We start from the raw sequence: 20431 nt of genomic DNA, 5'->3' as shown, positions 1-20431 counted from the left end.
AGGCCCAAAATGACCCAGAACATTTGGTTTGATCCCACCTTGTGCCTGATCGGCGGGCGCTGGATCCGGGCGGCTGCGGGCGACAGCCTGCCCTTGATCAACCCTTCGGACGGGACCGATATCTGCCGGATCGCCCGAGGGTTCGAGGCGGATATCGACGCGGCGGTACAAGCCGCCCGTTCTGCGTTGAATGGTGATTGGGGGCGAAAGACGGCGTTGGAACGCGGCCGCATCCTGACCCGGCTAAGCCAGCTGGTGCTGGAACGGGTGGACGATCTGGCGCGGCTTGAGGCGATGGATGTCGGCAAACCGCTGACACAGGCCCGGGCAGACGCGGTCGCCCTGGCGCGCTATTGCGAGTTCTACGGCGGCGCGGCGGATAAGGTGATGGGTGAGACCATTCCCTATCTCGGTGGCTACACCGTCTATACCCTGCGCGAACCACATGGGGTGACGGGCCATATCGTGCCGTGGAACTATCCGATGCAGATTATCGGGCGTTCGGTCGGGGCGGCGTTGGCCATGGGCAACGCCTGTGTTCTGAAACCGGCGGAAGAGGCCTGTCTGACCGCGTTGGCCTTTGCCCATCTTGCGCAAAAGGCCGGGCTGCCGGCCGGTGCTTTGAATGTCGTGCCCGGTCTGGGGGCCGAGGCGGGTGCGGCGTTGTCCGGACATTCGGGTGTAAACCACATCTCGTTCACCGGTTCTGTTGCCACAGGGGCCCTTGTGCAGCAGGCGGCGGGGCGCAACGTGGTGCCCGTGACGCTGGAACTGGGCGGGAAATCCCCGCAATTGGTTTTCGACGATGCCGATCTGGATGCGGCGCTGCCGTTTCTGGTGAATGCGGGTATCCAAAATGCGGGCCAGACCTGTTCGGCCTCGTCCCGGATCCTGGTGCAGCGGGGCGTTTATGAGCAGGTCAGATCGCGCATGTCCAAGGCCTATGAAGAACTGACCGTCGGCCCGGCGATGCAGGATCTGCGGGTTGGGCCGTTGATCTCGGACCGGCAGAAACAGATTGTCAGGGGTTTTCTGAAAACCGCCACGGACCTGACGATCGCTGCGCAGGGGCAAATTGTCGAAGACGCGCCAGAGACCGGAGCCTATGTCCGGCCCACTTTGTTCGCAGACGTGCCGCCAGATCATCAGTTGGCACAGGACGAAATTTTCGGCCCGGTTCAGGTTCTGATCCCGTTCGACACCGAAGAACAGGCCCTGACCATAGCGAATAGTACAGAGTACGGCCTTGTCGCCAGCGTCTGGACGCGGGATGGCGCGCGGCAGATGCGGTTGGCGAAAGCGCTGCACTCGGGTCAGGTTTTCATCAACAACTACGGTGCAGGCGGCGGTGTTGAACTGCCGTTTGGCGGGGTGGGAAAATCCGGCCACGGCCGCGAAAAAGGGTTCGAAGCTTTGTACGGCTTTTCACAGTTGAAGACAGTTGCCGCGTTTCACGGATAGCATTTACCCAGGCAATTCAGATCAGCTTTGCTTCCAATGTGTGATTGCTCCAAATCTGTGATGTCCGCGTGGCAGAATGCCCGCTGAACCAACCTCCGACGACCTCGTCGGCAACGTTGGCACTGGCGGGGAACTTTTGTCTGCCGCCGTCTGCCAGGATCACCAGGTCAAACCAGACCCGAACTGAATACGGCGCATTGATCCGGCCAGAATTCAGGTTGTACTTGTGCCAGTGTATCGGGCAGCTCAAGAAAACGACCTTGTTGAAATGTGCCCCCATCTCGGCGGCTTTCATGACGACATTGCAGCCGTGGCTGTGGGCCACCACATCGCAGCCGTGATAAGCCTGAAGATCTATCCAGTTTTTCAAGTGTTTGGCAGCAATATGTCGGCCGCGGTCGGACCACCGGCCCTCCCATTCATAGTAGTTTTGCCCTGAATAGATGTCGTTGCGATGCGGCCTGATGTAATTGTGCAGATCTCCGACATGGGGATAGTACCATGTGGGGTCGGGATTGACTTCGAAGTGAGTGCCATGAACCAGAAGCAACCCCGGCGCACCGGCTTTCTGTTGCGCGGGCGCCGGTGGAATCTTCGAACCCGGCGGGTCTGAAATCAGAGCGGACGACAACACAGTAAGCAAATCTTGCGAGAGCGGCTCCAACTGCGCCCAACGTGCCATAAACACACCAAGCCAAAGACGTGGCGGAAAAGATTCCGGCGAATACAGTTTGAGGCACGAACTCAGTGCGGCAAGAGCAACAATTGAATCAGGGGCCGCCAGCCCAAGCTTCAAAGCAGCGTCAATATGTTCGACGCTCGGCTGTTCTTCTGCTGCTCTGATCGCCTCGAACAAACGTTGGTAATACCCCTCAGGCTCTGGCGAAGTAAGCAGGTCAACGGGCCTTGGATCGCCGGGGCCATCAAAGAAACGCATATATTCGTGGGCGGATATTTGGCGGTCGTCAATTGGCCGGAATCCGAGCATGACAAGCTGTTTGGACAGAACGGCATCGTCGGTTTCTTCCCAATCGCGGCCCAACAGTAAAAGGTCGCTGTCATCGCCTTCGGCTTGCAGAAACTGCGCGCGGGATATCAGGTATGCGGCGTAGGAAAAAAGTGAAAGCTCATCCCGGGATCCGCCGGTATCGTAGAAGCTCTTTGGTTCAAAAATCATTGTATCTCAACCTTAATGCTCAATGGGAATGCCTTCCAAAATAGCATCAGGTGAGGTGCCGATAAATGATGAATGCGCCGCCGTGGTTCAGACAATCACCTCGATCGGCTTTTGCGCTCCGACGCCGAACACCCGCTTGTAGCGTTCGATCTGGTCTTTCGGACCCATCGCCTTTTCCGGATTGTCCGACAGTTTCACCGTCGGGCGGCCATTGGCGGATACCGCTTTGCAGACCAATGAGAACGGCGCCAGCGCGTCATTGGGAACAAGCCCGCGAAAATCGTTGGTCAGCAAGGTTCCCCAACCGAAGGAAATATTGGCGCGGCCCGCGAACTGGGCGTGCAATTCCTGAATTTTCTCGACATCCAGACCGTCAGAGAAAATGATCCGTTTCCCTGTCGGGTCTTCGCCGCGAGCGTTCCACCAGCCTATTGCGACCTCGGCCGCCGCTGCCGGGTCTCCGCTGTCGATGCGAATGCCGGTCCATCCCGCCAACCAGTCAGGAGCATTGTCCAGAAACCCCTTGGTGCCATAGGTGTCGGGCAGGATGATGCGGAGGTTGCCGTCATGCTCGTCATGCCAGTCGCTGAGCACATCATAAGGCGCCTGCGCCAACGCTTCATCCGTATCGGCCAGCGCGGAATAGACCATGGGCAGTTCATGCGCATTGGTGCCGATCGCCTCGACTTCGCGTCGCATGGCGATCAGGCAGTTCGAAGTGCCGGTAAAGGATGCGCCCAGCCCTTCGATCATCGCCTGCACGCACCAATCCTGCCACAGGAAGGAGTGCCGCCGTCTGGTGCCGAAATCCGCGATCCCAAGCCCGTTTATCGAGCTCAACTTTTCGATCTTTTCCCAAACCCGGGTCATCGCGCGGGCGTAAAGCACCTGCAATTCGAACCGGCGCATGTCGTTCAGCACCGCGCGCGAGCGCAGTTCCATCAACACCGCCAGCGCGGGGATTTCCCACAACATGACCTCGTGCCACTTGCCTTCAAAGGTCAGTTCAAATTGGTCACCTTTGCGTTCAAGGTGATAGGGCGGCAGGCGCAAATTCTCGAACCACTCCATGAAGTCCGAGCGGAACATCTGCCGTTTTCCGTAGAACATGTTGCCGCGCAGCCAGGTGCTTTCCCCACGGCTGAGGCTGAGAGAGCGGATGTGATCCAGCTGTTCCCGCAGCTCGCCCTCATCGATCAAACGCGCCAGAGGTACGTGATTCGACCGGTTGATCAACGAAAAAACGACATCTGTTTGAGGCTTGTTTCGAAACACTGACTGGCACATCAGCAGTTTGTAGAAATCAGTATCGATCAAAGACCGTACAATCGGGTCAATCTTCCATTTGTGATTGTAGACGCGGGTCGCGATGTCGACCATGGGGAACTCCTGCGATTTCCGTAGTTAGATCAATCGACTCTGGAAATGGCAAGAGTCACTGATTTGGTGACAATGCCAGTTTGACGTCACAATACCGGCATATTGTGCATTGTTTTTACCGGTTAGTGAGAAGAGGGGATGGAAAGTCGAAACTGAGTTTGTGAATGGGTATCGAGTACGATTTTGATATTGTTAACGTAGCGCTGGAAGATCTGGACCCTGAAAAGCTGGGGTCTGCCTCTGATACGGAACGCCTGGTATGTGCGGTGTTCCGCGATATCAGAGCCGCGGACGCGTTGCGTGGAACATCGCCGAAAATCCGCAAGATTTTCATGGATGCCGGATTCAGCCTCGAGTCGCGCAACAGCGGCATCGTGCCGGGTGTTTTTCCGGCCGAGGACCATGCGGATCGGGTGCGAATTCTGCGGTCGCTGTTTGACAACATCAGGACGCGTGGAATTCAGGGTGAATATTGCGGCGATTTCAACCTTTGGGATTTCTTGCACTACGTGCGAACCGCGCAACCCATGGCTGGGATCGTACGCAGCCGACCGATGCGCGTTCCGCCACCTCCGTCAAACCAGACCAATCCGGAACGCCGCACGATTCCAGGGCGCATTGGGTTCGCGCTGGGTCTGGCAGTTGTTCTGTTCGTGATGATCAAGCTTCTGGCCGCCGCGGGCGCCACACCTTAGGTCAATACGACTCCGGCATCCCGCATCGCCTGTTCGGCGGCTGCCAGCGAACCGTCCATATCAATCGCGCGGCACGCGCCCATGCGGACCGTGACATCGAAACCCAACCTGGCGGCATCTACCGCAGAATAACGCACGCAGTAATCAGTGGCCAATCCCACAAGGGTCAAACGGTCGATACCGCGTGTATCCAAATAGCCTTTCAGGCCTGTCGGTGTCTGGTGGTCATTCTCGAAGAATGCGGAATAGCTGTCGATGGCACTGCGGAACCCCTTGCGAAGGATCACGTCGCCATCCGTGCGCAAGTCGGGATGAAAACCGGCGCCGCGCGTGCCCTGCACGCAGTGGTCGGGCCACAGAACCTGTGGGCCATAGGGCATGTCGACCAGGTCGAACGGGTTTTTGCAATCGTGGGAACTGGCAAACGAAGAATGCCCCGCCGGATGCCAGTCCTGAGTCAGGATCACGGCATCGAATTCATCCATCATGGCGTTTATCGGTACGACGATCTCGTCCCCTTCTGCCACGGCCAGTGCCCCACCTGGGCAGAAGTCGTTCTGGACATCGATCACGAGCAGAGCATGGGTCATGGCGGCCTCCTTTTACCGCTCTATCGGTAGGCGGCGGCGCGCGGGGCGTCAATGCAATCCCTTGCGACTCTGGGTCTGCAAAGGTAGATCGCGCGTATGTACACAATCGCTGCCCTCTATCACTTTACACGTTTCGCGGACCCGGCCGCGTTGCGCGACCCCTTGCTGGACCTGTGCCGCGCGCAGTCTGTCACAGGTACGCTGCTGCTTGCCCAGGAAGGGATCAACGGCACGATCGCCGGCCCGCGGGCCGGAATTGACGCCGTGCTGTCACGTATCCGATCCTTGCCCGGTTGCGCTGATCTGGAGTGGAAAGAAGCGACCTCGGACCACCCGCCTTTCGGCAAGATGAAGGTGCGGTTGAAGAAAGAGATCGTGACCATGGGCCAGCCCGACGTGGACCCGCGCGCCCGTGTCGGCAACTATGTCGACCCGCAGGAGTGGAATGACCTGATCCGCTCTGACGATGTGGTTTTGATCGACACGCGAAACGATTACGAAGTGGCAATCGGGACGTTTGAAGGCGCAATAGACCCTGAAACAGCCAGTTTTCGCGATTTCCCGGCATGGTGGGAACAGAACAAGGACCGCTTTCACAACAAGCGGGTCGCCATGTTCTGCACGGGCGGTATCCGTTGCGAGAAATCCACCAACTACCTGTTGGGGCAGGGGGTCGAGGATGTCTATCACCTCAAAGGTGGTATCCTGCGGTATCTGGAGGAAATCCCCGCCGAAGACAGTTCCTGGCAGGGTGAATGCTTTGTGTTCGACAATCGCGTTTCGGTTGGTCACGGGCTTGTTGAAGGGCCGCACAAGCTCTGTCATGGCTGCCGGCGTCCTATCCTGCCCGAGGATATGAAGCGCCCGGAATACGAGCATGGCGTTTCATGCCATCAATGCATCGATGAGACGTCCGATGCTGACAAAATGCGCTTTCGCGAGCGGCAGAAGCAGATCTTGCTGGCGCGGCAACGGGGTGAGGCGCATCTGCGGCAGGATTGAATTCGGGTTGCGGGCGATGCCTTTAGGTCGGATGATTGCCCGAAGACCGGATTGAAGGGGCGTTCATGCACCGCACACCCACGACGTTGGACGAATGGAAATCGACCCTGATTGCGGCATTGGGGCTGGTCCTTGCTAGCTTCCTGGCTTGGTATGGCCTGTCCCGCCTGAGCGAGGCGGCTGCGGGCGATACGATTGGCACAGTCGCCTCAATCGGGCTGTTGATCTGGCTGGTGTCACAGTCCTGGTATTACATGACACAGGTGAAATCGCCCCGCAGGCTTTTGTTTCTGATGGGTGTTTCGTTCATACAGGTTGTTCCATTCCTGTTCGCCGCAGTTTACGGGGCCTTTGGGTATAACGACCACTGTGTCATCGGTGCGCAGGGTCCGGGGGATATCCTGTATTTTTCCTATGTCACCTTTACCACAGTCGGATATGGCGACATGTCACCGACCGGTCTGTGCCGTGGGCTCGCCGTGTCCGAGGCCGTAACAGGCTATATCCTGCTGGGTATGTTTGTTGCCGCAGCAGTTTCGCTTTATGCCCGCAACCACGATCCGGATAGACCCTAATTAGGGGCTATTTGTTGTGATCGATCCATCGCGACATCATTTTCTTGTCGCGGAAACACTCGGATGGGATCGGGCGGCGCTTGCTGCGTGAAATCCGCTCGGCAAACGCGACTTGTTTTCCCGTCGGGTAATTGTCGAACTGCGAGGTCCCGCGTGGTTTGTGGGCTGAAATCCAGTCAGATAAAAGCCGCCGGTCACGCTGTGCCTCAACCGGAATCTCAAGGGCTGACTTCTCGGCAATCGCACGCGCATACCGCATCTGCCGATCGGTGACCGGAAGCAGGTGATAGTCGTTGTTCGGCCCGTTCAGGGCTGTGGGGCGTGTTTGCTGGGTCATCGGTTTGTCCTCTGACTATGTAGAACATAAATAGAACATTAACCAAAAATTTCAAGGTTTGCGGGGTTTGACAGGCGTGAAACCGCCCCTTTGATGATTTTATTGACTGGTCAATCAATAACCGATAGGCCGATTTTCGACTGACCATTTGTCCCGTCCTGACGGGTGCGAAAGAAAAGGACACGGTATGAAGTTTCAGCCCCGGGCCAGCCATTTCATTGACGGCGAATATGTCGAAGATACAAACGGCGCGGCCATCGAAGTGATCTATCCCGCTACAGGCGAAGTGATTGCACGTTTGCATTCAGCGACGCCGGCGATCGTGGAACAGGCTCTAAACAGTGCAAAAAACGCTCAGGCAGCATGGGTGGCCCTGTCCGGGACGGAACGTGGCCGCATCCTGCGCCGCGCCTCTGATATCATGCGCGAACGCAATTACGACCTGTCCGTTCTGGAAACCCATGATACCGGCAAGCCGATCCAGGAAACCACAGTGGCCGATGCCACCTCGGGGGCCGATGCGCTGGAGTATTTTGGTGGATTGGCCGCCTCTCTGACTGGCGAGCATATTCCGCTGGGCGGGGGTGATTTCGTCTATACCATCCGCGAGGCGCTGGGCGTGTGCGTCGGGATCGGCGCCTGGAATTACCCCACGCAGATCGCCTGCTGGAAAGGTGCACCTGCACTGGCCTGCGGCAACACGATGGTATTCAAACCTTCGGAAACCACGCCCCTTTCGGCATTGAAAGTGGCCGAAATTCTTGTCGAGGCCGGAGCGCCCAAGGGTGTCTACAACGTGATCCAGGGTTACGGTGATGTCGGTGCTTCGCTGGTCTCTGATCCGCGCGTGGCCAAGGTTTCTTTGACAGGTTCTGTGCCGACGGGCCGCAAGGTCTATGCTGCTGCGGCGGATGGCATGAAGCATGTGACCATGGAACTTGGCGGCAAATCCCCGATGATCGTCTTTGACGATGCCGACATCGAAAACGCTGTTTCAGGTGCGATCCTGGGCAATTTCTACTCTTCGGGCCAGGTTTGTTCCAACGGCACCCGCGTCTTCGTTCAGAAAGGTATCAAAGAGGCATTCCTGAAACGTCTGTCGGAACGTCTGGCGCACGCGAAAATCGACGATCCAATGGACGAGGACGTCAGCTTTGGCCCGATGGTCAGCGAGAACCAGATGAACATCGCCCTAGGCTATATCGAAAAGGGCAAAGCCGAAGGCGCAAGACTGGTTTATGGCGGTGAACGGATCGAAAGAGACGGCTATTTTGTGCAGCCTACGGTTTTTGCTGACGTCACGGACAACATGACCATCGCGCGCGAGGAAATCTTTGGCCCCGTCATGTCGGTGCTGGATTTCGAGACCGAGGAAGAGGTGATGGCCCGCGCCAATGACACCGAGTTCGGTCTGGCCGCAGGTGTCTTCACGAATCATCTGACCCGGGCGCATCGAATCGTGGCCGGATTCGAAGCTGGCACTTGCTATATCAACACCTACAACCTTGCCCCGGTCGAAGCGCCGTTTGGTGGATCGAAGATGTCCGGTGTCGGGCGCGAGAACTCGAAACTGGCGATCAATCACTTCTCGGAAATGAAAACCGTCTATGTCTCGATGAATGATGTTGAGGCTCCGTACTGAATCAAGGACGGTTGTCCGCTGTTTTTGACGCCTCAGCTCCCGGTGCCCGGCACCGGGAGCTGAGGAAACGCCAGCCAGTGGCGTGCAATACTGCACTGGCAATACCGATGCCTGTCAGCGTGTCGGAAAAGGCGGGTTTGCAGAATTTGTGTCCAAAGACGTTGCCACCCCAAGCCGGTTGGCCAGGTTTGATGAGGAGACACGTCCGCGATTTTTCTGACCACGGAACTCATTGAAGGCGCGGAACTTTGACCGCCGTATTTCGGATGTGGCGTCTCGTTTTCACGCATCTGCCGCAAATTCCACGGCACCGGTTGCTTTACGGCCGGTCAGCCGTCATGACCTTTTTGGTTGAGGAACGTGGCCTGAAGTTCGGCGGCCTGTTCTTCGGTGTCATGTCTGGAACACAACATCCTTGAAAGAAGTTGGAGCTTTTTGCATTCCGCCTGATCGGGCGTTCTGATTGGACCCGCTTTGAAGCAACGGCGCCGGGTTGCCAGCGGTTGAAACGCATCGCAGGGTATACCGGTTTAGGGACCGGCGTTCACTTTGCCGGGTGCGGCCGGAGCAGTCGCGATTTACGTCATTTTACCCCAACTGCGTTCAAAATCTCATCGATCCGCTGGCGGGCCGACTGGCTGTCCTTCAACAGGTTTTCCGCATCCGCCAGCGGTTTTTCCGCCAACCGTTCCGGCAGGTCAGACAAGGCTTGGGTCGTTTGGTTCAATGCCGCGTATTTCCCGCCCGCAGGTTCCAACCTTTCATCCGATACTCCGGCCAGCCAGAAATACCGGTTTGCCACTTCGTTTTGTTCGAGATCTCGGAGCATATCGCCGGCGGCTGCAAATTCTTCTGTTGAAACCATCGCCTGCGCGCGCAAGGCAATCGCTTCTTCGGAATTGTCATCAGCCAGCTCCAGCAGGGCTTGATGAGGGCGCCTCGACAGCAAAGCGGCCCGAGCCCGCAACCGAGCCCGATCCGAGCGCCGAGACTGATCTTCCGGCCTGTTCGCCAGCGCGAATGTCTGCTGAGCAAAGCCCAGATCAGCAAGACGGCTTGCCAATGCAATTGCAGTATCGGTTGTCAGCACTGCCGTCATGTCTGGCTGCATTACCTCCATCGTCTGGCGTAGAAAGGTTGCGTCATCCGATCTTTCAGCAACCAATTGCAGATGCCGATTGATCGCGCCGTCACTATCGGGTCCGGGTGGCTGCGCTTTGATCACGTCAAATGCACGGTCGAATTCCTGGCTCAGGCTCAGAGCGATCGCATAGGTGCGGTTCATCATCGGGCCCAGCTCCGATCGCCTGAACTCGACCGCATAAGATGCCGCCAGATCAAGCTCTTGAGAAGAAACAGCTTTGCGTTCAGACCAACGTTTTTCCACCAGGCGCGCCAAAGCCAGCGGAGATTCAGTGGCGGCGTCGGTAGAGGTTATAACCTCGGTCAACAACTCTTCTTCACGGTCACTGTCCCCTTCCGCCTTGGCAACGCTGGCTTTGGCCTGAGCGACACTGGATGTCGTTTCCGGTTCAATCCGGTCAACCGAACGAAGGATTCTGCGGGCAGCCTCCAGTTGTTGTGCGCTCACCAGTATTTCTGATAACCGCGGCCCCAGCTGGCGGCGAAGATGATCCGGCAGGCTTGAATACGCGTGTTCGATTGCTTCCACGTTTGCGTCAGGTGCCAGTTCCCCTTCGGACAACACAGCCCAAAGCGCGGCATCACTGTCACATCGTTGCAGGTCGTTGAATGGATTCCTGGGCAGCGGCGGCCAGTTATCTACAACTCGGGCAATTGCCGCAACGGGTTCGAAGCCCTCTGGCGGCGTCTCCAACAGCCTCAAGACATTCAACGCTTCGGCTCCGAAGCCGAAAGAGGCGTAGAGCCTGGCCAGGTTCATGGCCTTTTCGCCGTCAAGTTTGTCAAACTCTTTGTACAGCCCTGAGCGGAGAGCTGACACCTGATCCGGAAAAGGCGTGTCCCCTGACCAGGACGCAAAATTCAGCTCAGCAGTCGAGATGCAGGCCGGTCTGTGGTCAATTGGTTGCAGTTCTGCGTTCAAAACACTCTGCAAATCGTCCAGAACCGTGGTCAGACGTAGGTTCGAACGCAATTGGGGCGGCACAACGCTTGTGCCGGACGGGGCGGTATTGCGTGGCCTGACCGGAGCAAGCTTCAAGTCCAGCAGCTTGCGATCGGTCCCTTGCAGAAGACGAGTGGACAGCTGGTCTTTTATTCCCTGCTCAATCATGGTGAGAAGCGGCAGATGCAACCCTGTCTCAACCGATGGCGGTTTGCCTTTGGCCGTTTTTCCGATCAAGGGTGGCGGTACATTCTCAAGAAGCGGCGGCAACAATTCCCCTGGCGCGATGTCCAGTACGATCATCGAGTTTCTGTACAGAAACGCCGACGCCACGCAGTCGCACCCGAACTCCAGCTCCAAAGCGCTGCCGGGGTTTTCCTGCGACAATGAGGCCAGGCGGTTCGTGGTCAAACGCCCAAAAACCGAGCTGGTTTTGAATGTGACATCGTCCAGGGCAATGGTAAGGCTGGCGCCGTTCTTCCGTTGCGCCAGCACCCAGCGGGTATCCGGTGGCACGTCGAAAACCAGACGTGTGAATCCGTCATGCTCACCGGATCGCACCACCACGTCCTGTGCAGTCACGGCAGATGCAGCCATGACCAAAACAGCAATCAGAAACCCGATGCGCTTCATGCCGCAGCCTGCTTGAGCTCTTTCAATGCGTCTTCCAGCTCGGAAAAGCCCGGGCGGTTATGGGTTGGGGTGTTCTGGCGTCCGACTTCAATGCACATGGCGGCATTGTGGTTGTGCAGGTTGGCCACCAGTACTTCTTTGATCAGCTGATAAAAGTGGTTGTCTTCTTCAACCACGGCTTTCAGTTTGCCTGCGAAGGGGCCGACCAGACCATAGGCCAGAAAAACGCCCAGGAACGTGCCTACCAGGGCACCCCCAATCAGCTTCCCCAGCACTTCGGGCGGCTGATCGATTGATCCCATCGTCTTGATCACGCCCAGAACCGCAGCAACGATCCCCAGCGCGGGCAGGCCGTCTGCTACTGTTTGAAGCGCATGGCTTGAGTGCATGGCGTGATGAAAATTCGCCTCCATGCGCTTCTCCAAAACCTCTTCAACCTGATGCGGATCGTCATAATTCATCGCCGCCGACCGCATGGTGTCACAAATCAGGTCGACGGCCTCCTTGTCTGATTGGATCTTGGGGTATGCGGAAAACAAGCTGGAGTTTTCGGGGTCTTCTATATGCTGCTCGACCTCAACAGGGTTGGCGCGGGCAATGCGGATCAACGAAAACAGAAGGCACAGAAGGTCACGATAGTCTTCGGGCTTCCATTTCGGGCCCTTGAAAACCTTGGCCATGTCTTTGATCGTATGTTTCACGCCGCCCATGTCATTGCTGATCAGAAAGGCTCCTACGGCGGCGCCACCGATCATCATCATTTCGAAGGGAAGAGATTTCATGATGATGGTCATCTTGCCACCTGCCGCGAGATAGCCGCCGAAGACCATTACGAAGATGACAACAATTCCAACAATTCCAATCATTTGAGATCTCCAGATGAGTTCTGTGCGTTACCGGGCAACACGGGCGACTACTCCTGTGGGGCAGAGGCGTTACGTCCGGCCATGACAACGCTGATCGTATAGGCCGCTTCGGGGCTCAGGCCCGCCAGTACGCCAGCCGCTGCGTCCGCCGGCATGCGGGACAGGAACCCTGCGGCAAAGGTCGGGTCCATAGTTTCAAACAACGCGGCTGCGTCCTTGGGTTTCATGTTCTGGTAAACATCCGTCAGGCGCGCCAGATCGTTCTCTGCCGCCTTGTCCGCAACCGCCAACGTGGCACGCAGGGCATCTTCTGCTTCCTTCAGGGCCGTCAGACGCGTTTCAACGGCCTGGGTTGCGATCTCCAGTGCTTTTTCCTGATCGCGCAATTCAGCCTCTCGCTGTTTGACGCGTTCCTCCCGGCGCAAAAGCTCTGCCAGCACAACCTGAACATCGCGTGTTTCGGATGCGGCAGGCTTGTTTTCCACGGCTTCGGGTGTCGCCGGTTTGGCGAGCGCGGGTCCTGCCTCCAAGCCAACGCGAATGGCTGCCGAGCCGATCATCAGCAATGAGATGACAGCAAGCACACCGCCGCGCGGGCGTGTATCGTGTTTGGCGTTGCGCGCAAGGCTCATGCCTGCGCCCCGTTCTGCTTGCGGTCATGGCGGAAGAACATCAGGCCCTCTGGCGCCTTGGGTTGCTCTTCACGCGCACCAGTTTCGGCCGGTTCCGCTGCTTTCTCGTGCTTGGTGCCCTGTTCCTCTTCAGGCTGGGGATCGTCTTGGACAGGCTTTGCCGTTTCCGGGGCAGCAGTTTCTTCTTCGGGGATGACATCATGCAGAGATGCCATCATCAGCTCTAGGTGCTGAGCCACGGTCTCAGCCCTTTGCGTCAGCGCCTTCAGCTGATTCCCCGATTGATCAGAGGCATTTCGCGCGCTGTCCAGGGATTTCTTCAGCTCTTCCGCCTGGGTCGACAACACGGCCACCGCGCCACCGACGCCTTTTTCAAGATCGGTGAACCGCCTGAGGCGGCGCGACAGCACAAAACAATAAAGACCCGCGCCCAACGCACCGGCGACCAGCAAAATATCCGCAATCAGCTCCAATTCCGCCTCCTAATTCAGTACAAATTCCATCACCAGCACATCGCGAACGCGCCCTTCGCCAACAACAATTTCAATGCGTCGCAGCAGGTGACCTCGGATGCGCGTCAATGCCAGCGAATCCTCCAGGTCCTTCAATTCAACAGCTCGCAGGTATCCGTTCAGGACATCCATGATTCGTGGCTGCATTTTTTTCACATCAGCTATGTACGGCGCGTTAACTTCGAGCTGAGCGTGGAACTTCAAATGTCGCGAATTGCCGGAATTCACCGATACAACAACCGGCGGCAGATCAATGAACCCGACATCCGCCAGCGCTTTGGCAGGTTCCTCTTTCGCCTCGTCCTTGCCGGCCTCAACCGCGGCCTTGCCACCCAGCGGAATCACTCCGGATGACGTCAGGAAATACCCGCCCGCAGCGCCGGCGATGGCAAGAAGCATCCCGATCAGCATTCCCTTTTTCCCTTTTTTCCCGGTGGGTTCCGCCAGTTCGTCGGTTGCGTCCGTCATGACGTCCTCATTCATCCGTTCCGACCCCGTCATAACCGCGCAGGGACTAACCGATTGTTAAGAGCAATCGTCCAAACAGAGGGTGCGCCGGGCAGAATGCCGGCGAGTCGGAGGTGAGCGTGCAGCAGATCGGAACTGTCTGGGCTAATTTGGACAGGCGTAAACAAATCATCGTCGCCGGTGCGGTTGCGCTGGTGTTTCTGGGAATCCTTGGCATGTCGCGCCTCGTGACGGCTCCGTCCATGACGCTGCTTTATGCGGGTCTGGAAAGCGGTGCCGCCGGGGAAATAGTACGCGCGCTGGACCAGCGCGGCGTCACATATGAAATCCGGGGCGGATCGATCTACGTATCCGGCGCGCAGCGCGACGAGCTGCGAATGACCCTGGCCAGCGAAGGCCTGCCCGCAAACGGCAACAAAGGGTACGAACTGCTTGATTCGCTAAGCGGGTTTGGCACCACCTCTCAGATGTTCGATGCTGCCTATTGGCGCGCGAAAGAGGGTGAACTGGCGCGGACGATTGTCGGTAGCCCGCATATTAGTCAGGTGCGCGTCCATATTGCCAACGGGACGGCAAACCCGTTTCAGCGCAGCGTGTCACCAACGGCTTCGGTCTACCTGGTGCCATCCGGGACCGAAATTACCGGGGATCAGGCCAAGGCCATCCGGTTCCTTGTTGCCTCGGCCGTCAGCGGCCTGACGCCCGAGAACGTTACGGTGATTGATTCGCACGGGGCCGTGATAGGCGGGCAGGATACCGCAGCGCCTTCGGACACCGCGGACGACAAGGCGCGCCAGTTGCGGGAACGCGTTCTGCGTCTGGTCGAGGCGCGTGTCGGCACCGGCAACGCCGTGGTCGAGGTCAGTGTGGATACCGAAACCAAGACGGAATCCATTCGCGAGCGGCGCTTTGACCCCAAGGGCCGCGTGGCGATCAGCACGGATGTCGAAGAACGTTCGGACAGCGCCCGAAACCAGTCATCGGATGTCACCGTGGCGTCGAACCTGCCGGATGGCGATGCGGCGGGTGGCGACGAATCGAATTCGACGGCTACCCAGACTCGTGAGCGGGTGAACTACGAAGTCTCCGAGACAGAGCTGGAAGTTCATAAGGCTCCCGGCGCGATCAAGCGTCTGACGGTTGCAGTTCTGGTCAATGGGAAAAGATCAGTGGACGCCTCCGGTGCCGAAGTCTTCACGCCTTTGCCCCAGGAAGAACTGGCCGCTCTGGAAGAGCTCGTGGCGTCGGCAGTCGGGTACGATGCGGCGCGCGGGGACGTTATCACACTGAAATCCATGGATTTGCCGTCGGTCGAACCACAGGGCACTCTGGTTTCGTCGTCGCTCTGGCAGAACATCCATCTGGACGTCATGTCCTTGCTACAGATGGCTGTGCTGGCGTTGGTTTCGCTCGTGCTGGCCCTGTTCGTGATCCGCCCGATCCTGACGAATGCAACACCGACACCGGCGCTGCTGGCGGCGGCAGGAGGGGCGGATTCGGATACCCTGGCGCTGACAGGTGAAATCGCACCGGAGGAACCGGCAGAGCTCTCGACCCTGCCGGCAGAGCGTGGTGTTCCGGCCCTCGGCTCGAACGCCACGGAGGATCCTGTCGACCGGCTGCGCGCCATGATCGGTGACAAGCAGGAAGAAACTGTCGAGATCCTGCGCAGTTGGCTTGAAGAAGGTGAGGAGCGGGTATGATGTCGATTGCTCATCTTCTTGAGGATTTCACCACCCAGACCGGTACGGGGCCTGTTCTGATCTTGAATGAGGACACGCTGGAAGAACAACGGCTCGCTGCCTTCGAAGACGGGTATGGGGCCGGTTGGGAAGATGCCTCGCGGGCGCAGGAGCAAAGCCGCGGCCGGATTTCGGCTGAATTGGCAAGGTCGCTTGAGGATATGTCTTTCACCTATCACGAAGCTATCGCGCGCATGACCCTGTCTTTGGAGCCCATGCTCACCAGCCTGGTTCAGACCGTACTGCCTGAGATGGCCGAGCGCGGCCTGGCAGCCCGCATTGTGGAGCAACTCTGTGAAATGGCGCGTTCGCGGATAGAGCAGCCGATGCAGATTTTGGTGCCGCCGGGATGTGCCGAGAATGTCGCAGCGCTGTTGCCGCAAGATCTGCATTCCACTCCTCAGGTGATCGAACGCTCGGACCTGGAGCCGGGCCAGGCCCGCCTTCAGGTCGGCACGAGCCGACGTGAGGTTGATTGCACCGCTTTGCTCGCCGCCATCGAACAGACCTTTGACGCTTATGTCTTTGAGACAAGAGAGGCTTTGTCCAATGAATGACACCCAGATCCCGAAATCTGAAAAACCCAACCCATTCGACTCGGTCCCGATTGAAGTGACCGTTTCCGTTGGTCGTGCGCGCCCATTGATCAAGGACCTGTTGAACATGGGAGAGAATGCCGTGCTGACCCTGGACAAACGGATCGAAGATCCGGTTGACCTCTATGTTGGGGATCAGTTGGTGGCGCGCGGGCTGTTGGAAGAAATGGACGGCGATCAGGCAGGGCAACTTGCAGTGCGCTTGACCGAGATTGCGGATTTGCACAACGGAATCGGTTGATGCGCTATGTAATCTGCCTGGCTTTGGTGGCCATGTTGACGCCCTCACTGGCCGCTGCCCAGGATTTGACCTTGTCCCTGGGCGAGGGCGGGTCGATTTCCGCCCGGACGATCCAGCTGATTCTGCTAATCACAGTGCTGAGCATCGCTCCGGGGTTGGCGATCATGATCACCTGCTTTCCCTTCCTGATCACCGTTCTGTCGATCCTGCGGCAAGGCATCGGCCTGCAACAGTCTCCGCCCAATATGCTGTTGGTCAGCCTGGCGTTGTTCCTGACCTATTTCATCATGGACCCGGTGTTTTCAGAAGCATTGGCGACAGGGATACGACCGATGATGGAAGAGACGATGGAAGTGGAACCTGCGTTGGAGCGCGCGTTGCAGCCGTTCCGCGCCTTCATGGCGGCCCGACTGGATGCGGACACGTTCTATGCCATGGCGGCTTTGCGCCCCGGTGGTGAGGCTATGGAGTTGTCCGCACAAGCGCCGTTGTCGGTCTTGATGCCGTCCTTCATGCTGTCGGAAATCGCACGGGCGTTTCAGATCGGGTTTCTGATTTTCCTGCCGTTTCTGATCATCGATCTTGTCGTGGCTGCTGTATTGATGTCGATGGGCATGATGATGGTGCCTCCGGCCATCGTATCCTTGCCATTCAAGCTGGCGTTTTTCGTGATCGCCGATGGGTGGGCTTTGATTGCAGGGGCTTTGGTGCGCAGTTACATGCCGTGACCTCGACATGTAGCCGCGGCGCGCTGAAAAAACAGGCGGTCAGGCGCCTCTGTCCCACTGGTGTCAAAGGCGTAACTCAATGCCCGGCCGCAAGCGAAACGGATCAACCCGTCTTTTTCAGGTCTTTGATCAACTGGTCCAGGTTGCCTTTGCGGGCGTCCAGCATCGCGCCGATTTCGGTGCGTTCGGTCAGCAGCAGGTTCACGCCTTCGATGAACATGTTGTAGAATTTTTCACGCCCCGACTTGTCCGAAACAAGGAACGTCACATCAAACGGCGCCGAGCCGCGCAGCTTGACCATTGTGCGCACTTCATATCCGGCTTTGATCTTGCGGGCATTGCGCACATTGACCTCACCGCCGATGAACTCGCGGAAGCGGCGACCATATTTGCGGGAGATATAGCCCTGAAAAGCCTTGGTGAATTGCTTCAGCTGGGATGGGGTGGCCGTACGGGCATCGGCACCGAGGGCATAACGCGCCATGATCGGGACGTCGGCATATTGCACAAAGATCTTTTCGAAATCTCGCAGCATCGCATTTTCTGACTTGCCCGAATCGATAACCCTGTTGATGTCGTTGACCACACTGTTGACCAGTGCCTTGGCTGATGCCTCGGTTTGGGCAAACGCGGATTTGGGCAAGACGACCAAAGCCAGGCCAGCTGCGACAAAGTTACGGCGGTTCAACTCGTTATTCAGCATAGGGGTCCTCGTAGGGGTCTAAATAGGGGTCCCTGACCGGGTCTGTACCGGTTTCTGCATAGGGGTCAGAATACAAATCCAGATAGGCGTCTTCGTCATCTCTTGCCAGTTCGAAGCGGCGATTTTGCAGATAGATCAGGCGGGCCTGCGCATAACTGTCTGCGCTTTCATACAGAATCGAGTCCACGGTGTCCGAGAACCGCCCACGATCGCCCATGCGGCGAACGACTTCGGCATAAACGCCCAGATTGTCGGCGGGCCGGACCGGGGTAAAATTGATCGGATTCGAGAACAGGTTGATCACGACCCCGATGGCATCCCTTTGGGTCGACGGGCCATAGAAAGGCAGTTCAACATAAGCCCCTTCACCGACCCCCCAGACATGCAGGGTCTCACCAAAATCAGTATCGACGGGAGGCAGGTTCAGCTCATCTGCGGGCGCGGACAGGCCAAAGCCGCCCACGGTCATGTTGATCACAAAGCGCAGCAGCGCATTACCCATCTGTTTCGGGTTGCCCTGAAGCAGGTAGTCGACCGCTTGTCCGGGCAGCGAGATGTTTTCGGCGAATGTGCTGAAACTGGTGACCATGGGATCAGGAACGATCTTCACGTACCCTTTCGACGCAGGTCGAAACAGAAACCGGTCAACGCCCAGATTGAACTTGTGAATTCCCCGGTTCGCGTTTTCGTAAGGGTCGAACACGTCGCTGCGTGCGGCGCCCTCGGGCGGTGTCGTTGCACAGGCGGACAGAATGGCCATGAGTGACAGGACAACCAGGTGTTTCAGGCAAAATCTGCTCGACACGATCTTTGCTTCTCCCAAATGCCCGACATCCGTTCTGTCGGGCCAACAATCACAATTCACCAATACTAACACGCCGGTAAGGCACAAGTTCTTGTCACATAGTCGTTTCAGGTCTCAAATGAAACACCTAGCGTTTAACCTGTTCGTCAGGTCCGGGTAAAGCAATTGAGCATCTGCAAGTCATAATAAGTAAAGATATGCTCAGATCGCATGCAAGCCGGAATTTGCCGCATTCCGTCTTTCCACGGATGTGCTTCCCGGTTAGCGTCCGGCAGAGTCAATCAGGGAAGGACCCTCTCAATGAGCATCGCTGCAAAATTGGAAAGCCTCGGTGTCACGCTGGGCGACGCACCCGCGCCAGCGGCAAATTATGTGCCGTATGTACGTGTGGGCAATATCGTGTACGTCTCCGGCCAGATATCGAAATCAGACGAGTTGATCACCGGCAAGCTGGGCGATGACATGGATGTCGAGGCCGGAGCCGCAGCGGCGCGGGTCTGCGCGATCAATCTGCTGGCGCAGGTCAAGGCGGCCTGTGGCGGAGATATCGACAAACTGGTGCGTGTCATCAAGCTGACCGGTTTCGTGAACTCGACCGCAGATTTCACTGCGCAGCCGCAAGTGATCAACGGCGCATCCGACTTTCTGGTCGAAGCGCTGGGCGACGCCGGTCGCCACTCGCGCTCTGCCGTAAGTGCCGCGTCGCTGCCTTTGGGCGTGGCGGTCGAGATAGAAGGCATTTTCGAGATCGAATGATACCGCCCCTGCCAGCTGCGTTTTTGCAGGCCCCGATTGCTCATCGGGCGCTGCATGACGTCTCGAACAACCGCCCGGAAAACAGCCGGGCGGCCATTCGTGCCGCCATTGATGCCGGATACGGGATCGAGATCGACCTTCAGCTGACATCTGATGATCGTGCCGTCGTGTTCCATGACTATGATATGGGGCGTCTGACCGGCCAGCCCGGGCCGATCCGGCAGGTGTCGGCGGCGGCGGCGTCCGAATTGACCCTTCTGTATGGTGATGACGGTATTCCAACGCTGGATGAGGTGCTGGATATGGTCGCAGGCCAGGTGCCGCTGCTGATCGAACTGAAGGATCAGGACGGCGTTATGGGTATGAATATCGGTGCCCTCGAGCACGACACCGTGCGCGCGTTGCAGGGCTATGACGGCCCGGTGGCCCTGATGTCTTTCAATCCAAACTCGGTTGCGGAACTGGCGCGGCTGGCCCCGCACCTGCCGCGCGGCATCACGACTTGCGCCTATGAGCCCAGTGTCGAGCTTCTGCCGCAAGACGTCTGCGACACCCTGCGCGATATTCCTGATTTTGAACGTGTCGGGGCCGGTTTCATCAGCCACGAGGCGGAAGATCTTTCCCGCCCGCGCGTGGCCGAACTGAAGGCGCAGGGCGTGCCGATCCTGTGCTGGACCGTCCGAACGCCCGAACAAGAGGCGGAGGCCCGCATGGTTGCCGACAATGTGACCTTCGAAGGGTATCTGGCTGCGCATTCAGCTTGAACCTTGCTGCTTCGGTCACAGATAAAGGGCTGGTGCGGAG

At 57.8% G+C, this 20431-nt stretch carries 22 protein-coding genes; 11 read left to right on the top strand and 11 right to left on the bottom strand.

Going from position 1 to position 20431, the window contains the following annotated elements:
- The first annotated feature begins 9 nt into the window (after positions 1–9).
- Entirely contained in the window at positions 10–1461 is a 1452-nt protein-coding gene (locus tag GOW60_RS15465; RefSeq protein WP_171229963.1) for an aldehyde dehydrogenase family protein, read from the top strand.
- Between the two features lie 16 nt (positions 1462–1477).
- Here the strand turns inward: GOW60_RS15465 and GOW60_RS15460 are convergent, their stop codons facing one another.
- Positions 1478–2317, bottom strand: coding sequence for a hypothetical protein (locus GOW60_RS15460; RefSeq protein WP_171229962.1), 840 nt, complete (start codon positions 2315–2317; stop codon positions 1478–1480).
- A 408-nt stretch (positions 2318–2725) separates the two neighbouring features.
- Positions 2726–4018: a nicotinate phosphoribosyltransferase gene (pncB, locus tag GOW60_RS15455; RefSeq protein WP_171229961.1), complete on the bottom strand. Its 1293-nt coding sequence runs from the start codon at positions 4016–4018 to the stop codon at positions 2726–2728.
- A gap of 164 nt (positions 4019–4182) precedes the next feature.
- Here pncB and GOW60_RS15450 point away from each other — a divergent pair, with 164 nt between their 5' ends.
- Positions 4183–4713, top strand: a complete 531-nt coding sequence (locus GOW60_RS15450; RefSeq protein WP_171229960.1) for a hypothetical protein — start codon at positions 4183–4185, stop codon at positions 4711–4713.
- Here GOW60_RS15450 and pncA read toward each other — a convergent pair.
- A complete protein-coding gene (gene pncA, locus GOW60_RS15445) occupies positions 4710–5303 on the bottom strand; it encodes a bifunctional nicotinamidase/pyrazinamidase (RefSeq protein ID WP_171229959.1) in 594 nt (197 codons plus the stop codon). The two genes, GOW60_RS15450 and pncA, sit on opposite strands and share 4 nt — an antisense overlap.
- Positions 5304–5399: 96 nt before the next feature.
- Here pncA and GOW60_RS15440 point away from each other — a divergent pair, with 96 nt between their 5' ends.
- On the top strand, positions 5400–6305 hold the full coding sequence (locus GOW60_RS15440; protein WP_171229958.1) for a rhodanese-related sulfurtransferase: 906 nt from the start codon (positions 5400–5402) through the stop codon (positions 6303–6305).
- A gap of 65 nt (positions 6306–6370) precedes the next feature.
- Positions 6371–6880, top strand: coding sequence for a potassium channel family protein (locus tag GOW60_RS15435; protein WP_171229957.1), 510 nt, complete (start codon positions 6371–6373; stop codon positions 6878–6880).
- A gap of 7 nt (positions 6881–6887) precedes the next feature.
- On the opposite strand, the gene GOW60_RS15430 is transcribed toward GOW60_RS15435, so the two are convergent.
- The gene (locus tag GOW60_RS15430; protein ID WP_152459432.1) at positions 6888–7217 is read right to left on the bottom strand and encodes a hypothetical protein; all 330 of its coding nucleotides are present in this window, start codon (positions 7215–7217) and stop codon (positions 6888–6890) included.
- Between the two features lie 187 nt (positions 7218–7404).
- On the opposite strand from GOW60_RS15430, the gene betB reads away from it, so the two are divergent.
- Positions 7405–8859, top strand: a complete 1455-nt coding sequence (betB, locus tag GOW60_RS15425) for a betaine-aldehyde dehydrogenase (protein WP_171229956.1) — start codon at positions 7405–7407, stop codon at positions 8857–8859.
- A 583-nt stretch (positions 8860–9442) separates the two neighbouring features.
- Here betB and GOW60_RS15420 read toward each other — a convergent pair.
- The 5 genes from GOW60_RS15420 to fliL are packed head-to-tail and all read right to left on the bottom strand — an operon-like array spanning position 9443 to position 14056.
- On the bottom strand, positions 9443–11578 hold the full coding sequence (locus GOW60_RS15420; protein ID WP_171229955.1) for a hypothetical protein: 2136 nt from the start codon (positions 11576–11578) through the stop codon (positions 9443–9445).
- Positions 11575–12444, bottom strand: coding sequence for a flagellar motor stator protein MotA (gene motA / locus GOW60_RS15415; protein ID WP_152459429.1), 870 nt, complete (start codon positions 12442–12444; stop codon positions 11575–11577). Before motA ends, GOW60_RS15420 begins: the two co-directional genes overlap by 4 nt.
- Positions 12445–12491: 47 nt before the next feature.
- A complete protein-coding gene (locus GOW60_RS15410) occupies positions 12492–13076 on the bottom strand; it encodes a MotE family protein (RefSeq protein WP_171172053.1) in 585 nt (194 codons plus the stop codon).
- Complete coding sequence (locus tag GOW60_RS15405; protein ID WP_171229954.1) at positions 13073–13549, bottom strand: hypothetical protein; 477 nt, start codon at positions 13547–13549, stop codon at positions 13073–13075. Before GOW60_RS15405 ends, GOW60_RS15410 begins: the two co-directional genes overlap by 4 nt.
- Positions 13550–13558: 9 nt before the next feature.
- On the bottom strand, positions 13559–14056 hold the full coding sequence (gene fliL, locus GOW60_RS15400) for a flagellar basal body-associated protein FliL (protein ID WP_171229953.1): 498 nt from the start codon (positions 14054–14056) through the stop codon (positions 13559–13561).
- 119 nt (positions 14057–14175) lie between these two features.
- On the opposite strand from fliL, the gene fliF reads away from it, so the two are divergent.
- The 4 genes from fliF to fliP are packed head-to-tail and all read left to right on the top strand — an operon-like array spanning position 14176 to position 17363.
- Complete coding sequence (gene fliF, locus GOW60_RS15395; RefSeq protein ID WP_171229952.1) at positions 14176–15759, top strand: flagellar basal-body MS-ring/collar protein FliF; 1584 nt, start codon at positions 14176–14178, stop codon at positions 15757–15759.
- Complete coding sequence (locus GOW60_RS15390; RefSeq protein WP_171229951.1) at positions 15759–16355, top strand: ABC transporter ATP-binding protein; 597 nt, start codon at positions 15759–15761, stop codon at positions 16353–16355. The genes fliF and GOW60_RS15390 overlap by 1 nt, the downstream gene beginning before the upstream one ends.
- Positions 16348–16635 (top strand): FliM/FliN family flagellar motor C-terminal domain-containing protein, encoded by a 288-nt coding sequence (locus tag GOW60_RS15385; RefSeq protein ID WP_171229950.1) that lies wholly within the window; start codon positions 16348–16350, stop codon positions 16633–16635. The genes GOW60_RS15390 and GOW60_RS15385 overlap by 8 nt, the downstream gene beginning before the upstream one ends.
- Positions 16635–17363: a flagellar type III secretion system pore protein FliP gene (fliP, locus tag GOW60_RS15380; protein WP_171229949.1), complete on the top strand. Its 729-nt coding sequence runs from the start codon at positions 16635–16637 to the stop codon at positions 17361–17363. Before GOW60_RS15385 ends, fliP begins: the two co-directional genes overlap by 1 nt.
- A 103-nt stretch (positions 17364–17466) precedes the next feature.
- On the opposite strand, the gene GOW60_RS15375 is transcribed toward fliP, so the two are convergent.
- Both GOW60_RS15375 and GOW60_RS15370 read right to left on the bottom strand, forming a co-directional pair.
- On the bottom strand, positions 17467–18066 hold the full coding sequence (locus tag GOW60_RS15375; RefSeq protein ID WP_171229948.1) for a phospholipid-binding protein MlaC: 600 nt from the start codon (positions 18064–18066) through the stop codon (positions 17467–17469).
- A complete protein-coding gene (locus tag GOW60_RS15370; protein WP_171230055.1) occupies positions 18056–18826 on the bottom strand; it encodes a VacJ family lipoprotein in 771 nt (256 codons plus the stop codon). The genes GOW60_RS15375 and GOW60_RS15370 overlap by 11 nt, the downstream gene beginning before the upstream one ends.
- A 345-nt stretch (positions 18827–19171) precedes the next feature.
- Between GOW60_RS15370 and GOW60_RS15365 the strand changes: the two genes are divergently transcribed.
- Positions 19172–19627 carry a RidA family protein gene (locus GOW60_RS15365; RefSeq protein ID WP_152459420.1) on the top strand — a complete coding sequence of 152 codons (456 nt, stop codon included), beginning with the start codon at positions 19172–19174 and terminating at the stop codon, positions 19625–19627.
- The gene (locus GOW60_RS15360; protein ID WP_171229947.1) at positions 19624–20391 is read left to right on the top strand and encodes a glycerophosphodiester phosphodiesterase family protein; all 768 of its coding nucleotides are present in this window, start codon (positions 19624–19626) and stop codon (positions 20389–20391) included. The genes GOW60_RS15365 and GOW60_RS15360 overlap by 4 nt, the downstream gene beginning before the upstream one ends.
- Positions 20392–20431 lie beyond the last annotated feature (40 nt).

Origin of the sequence: Ruegeria sp. HKCCA4008 (assembly GCF_013033125.1) — a bacterium.
In the GTDB taxonomy this organism is placed as follows: domain Bacteria; phylum Pseudomonadota; class Alphaproteobacteria; order Rhodobacterales; family Rhodobacteraceae; genus Ruegeria.
The sequence above is the reverse complement of the archived record's forward strand: the minus strand, read 5'-3'. Positions and strand labels throughout refer to the sequence as shown.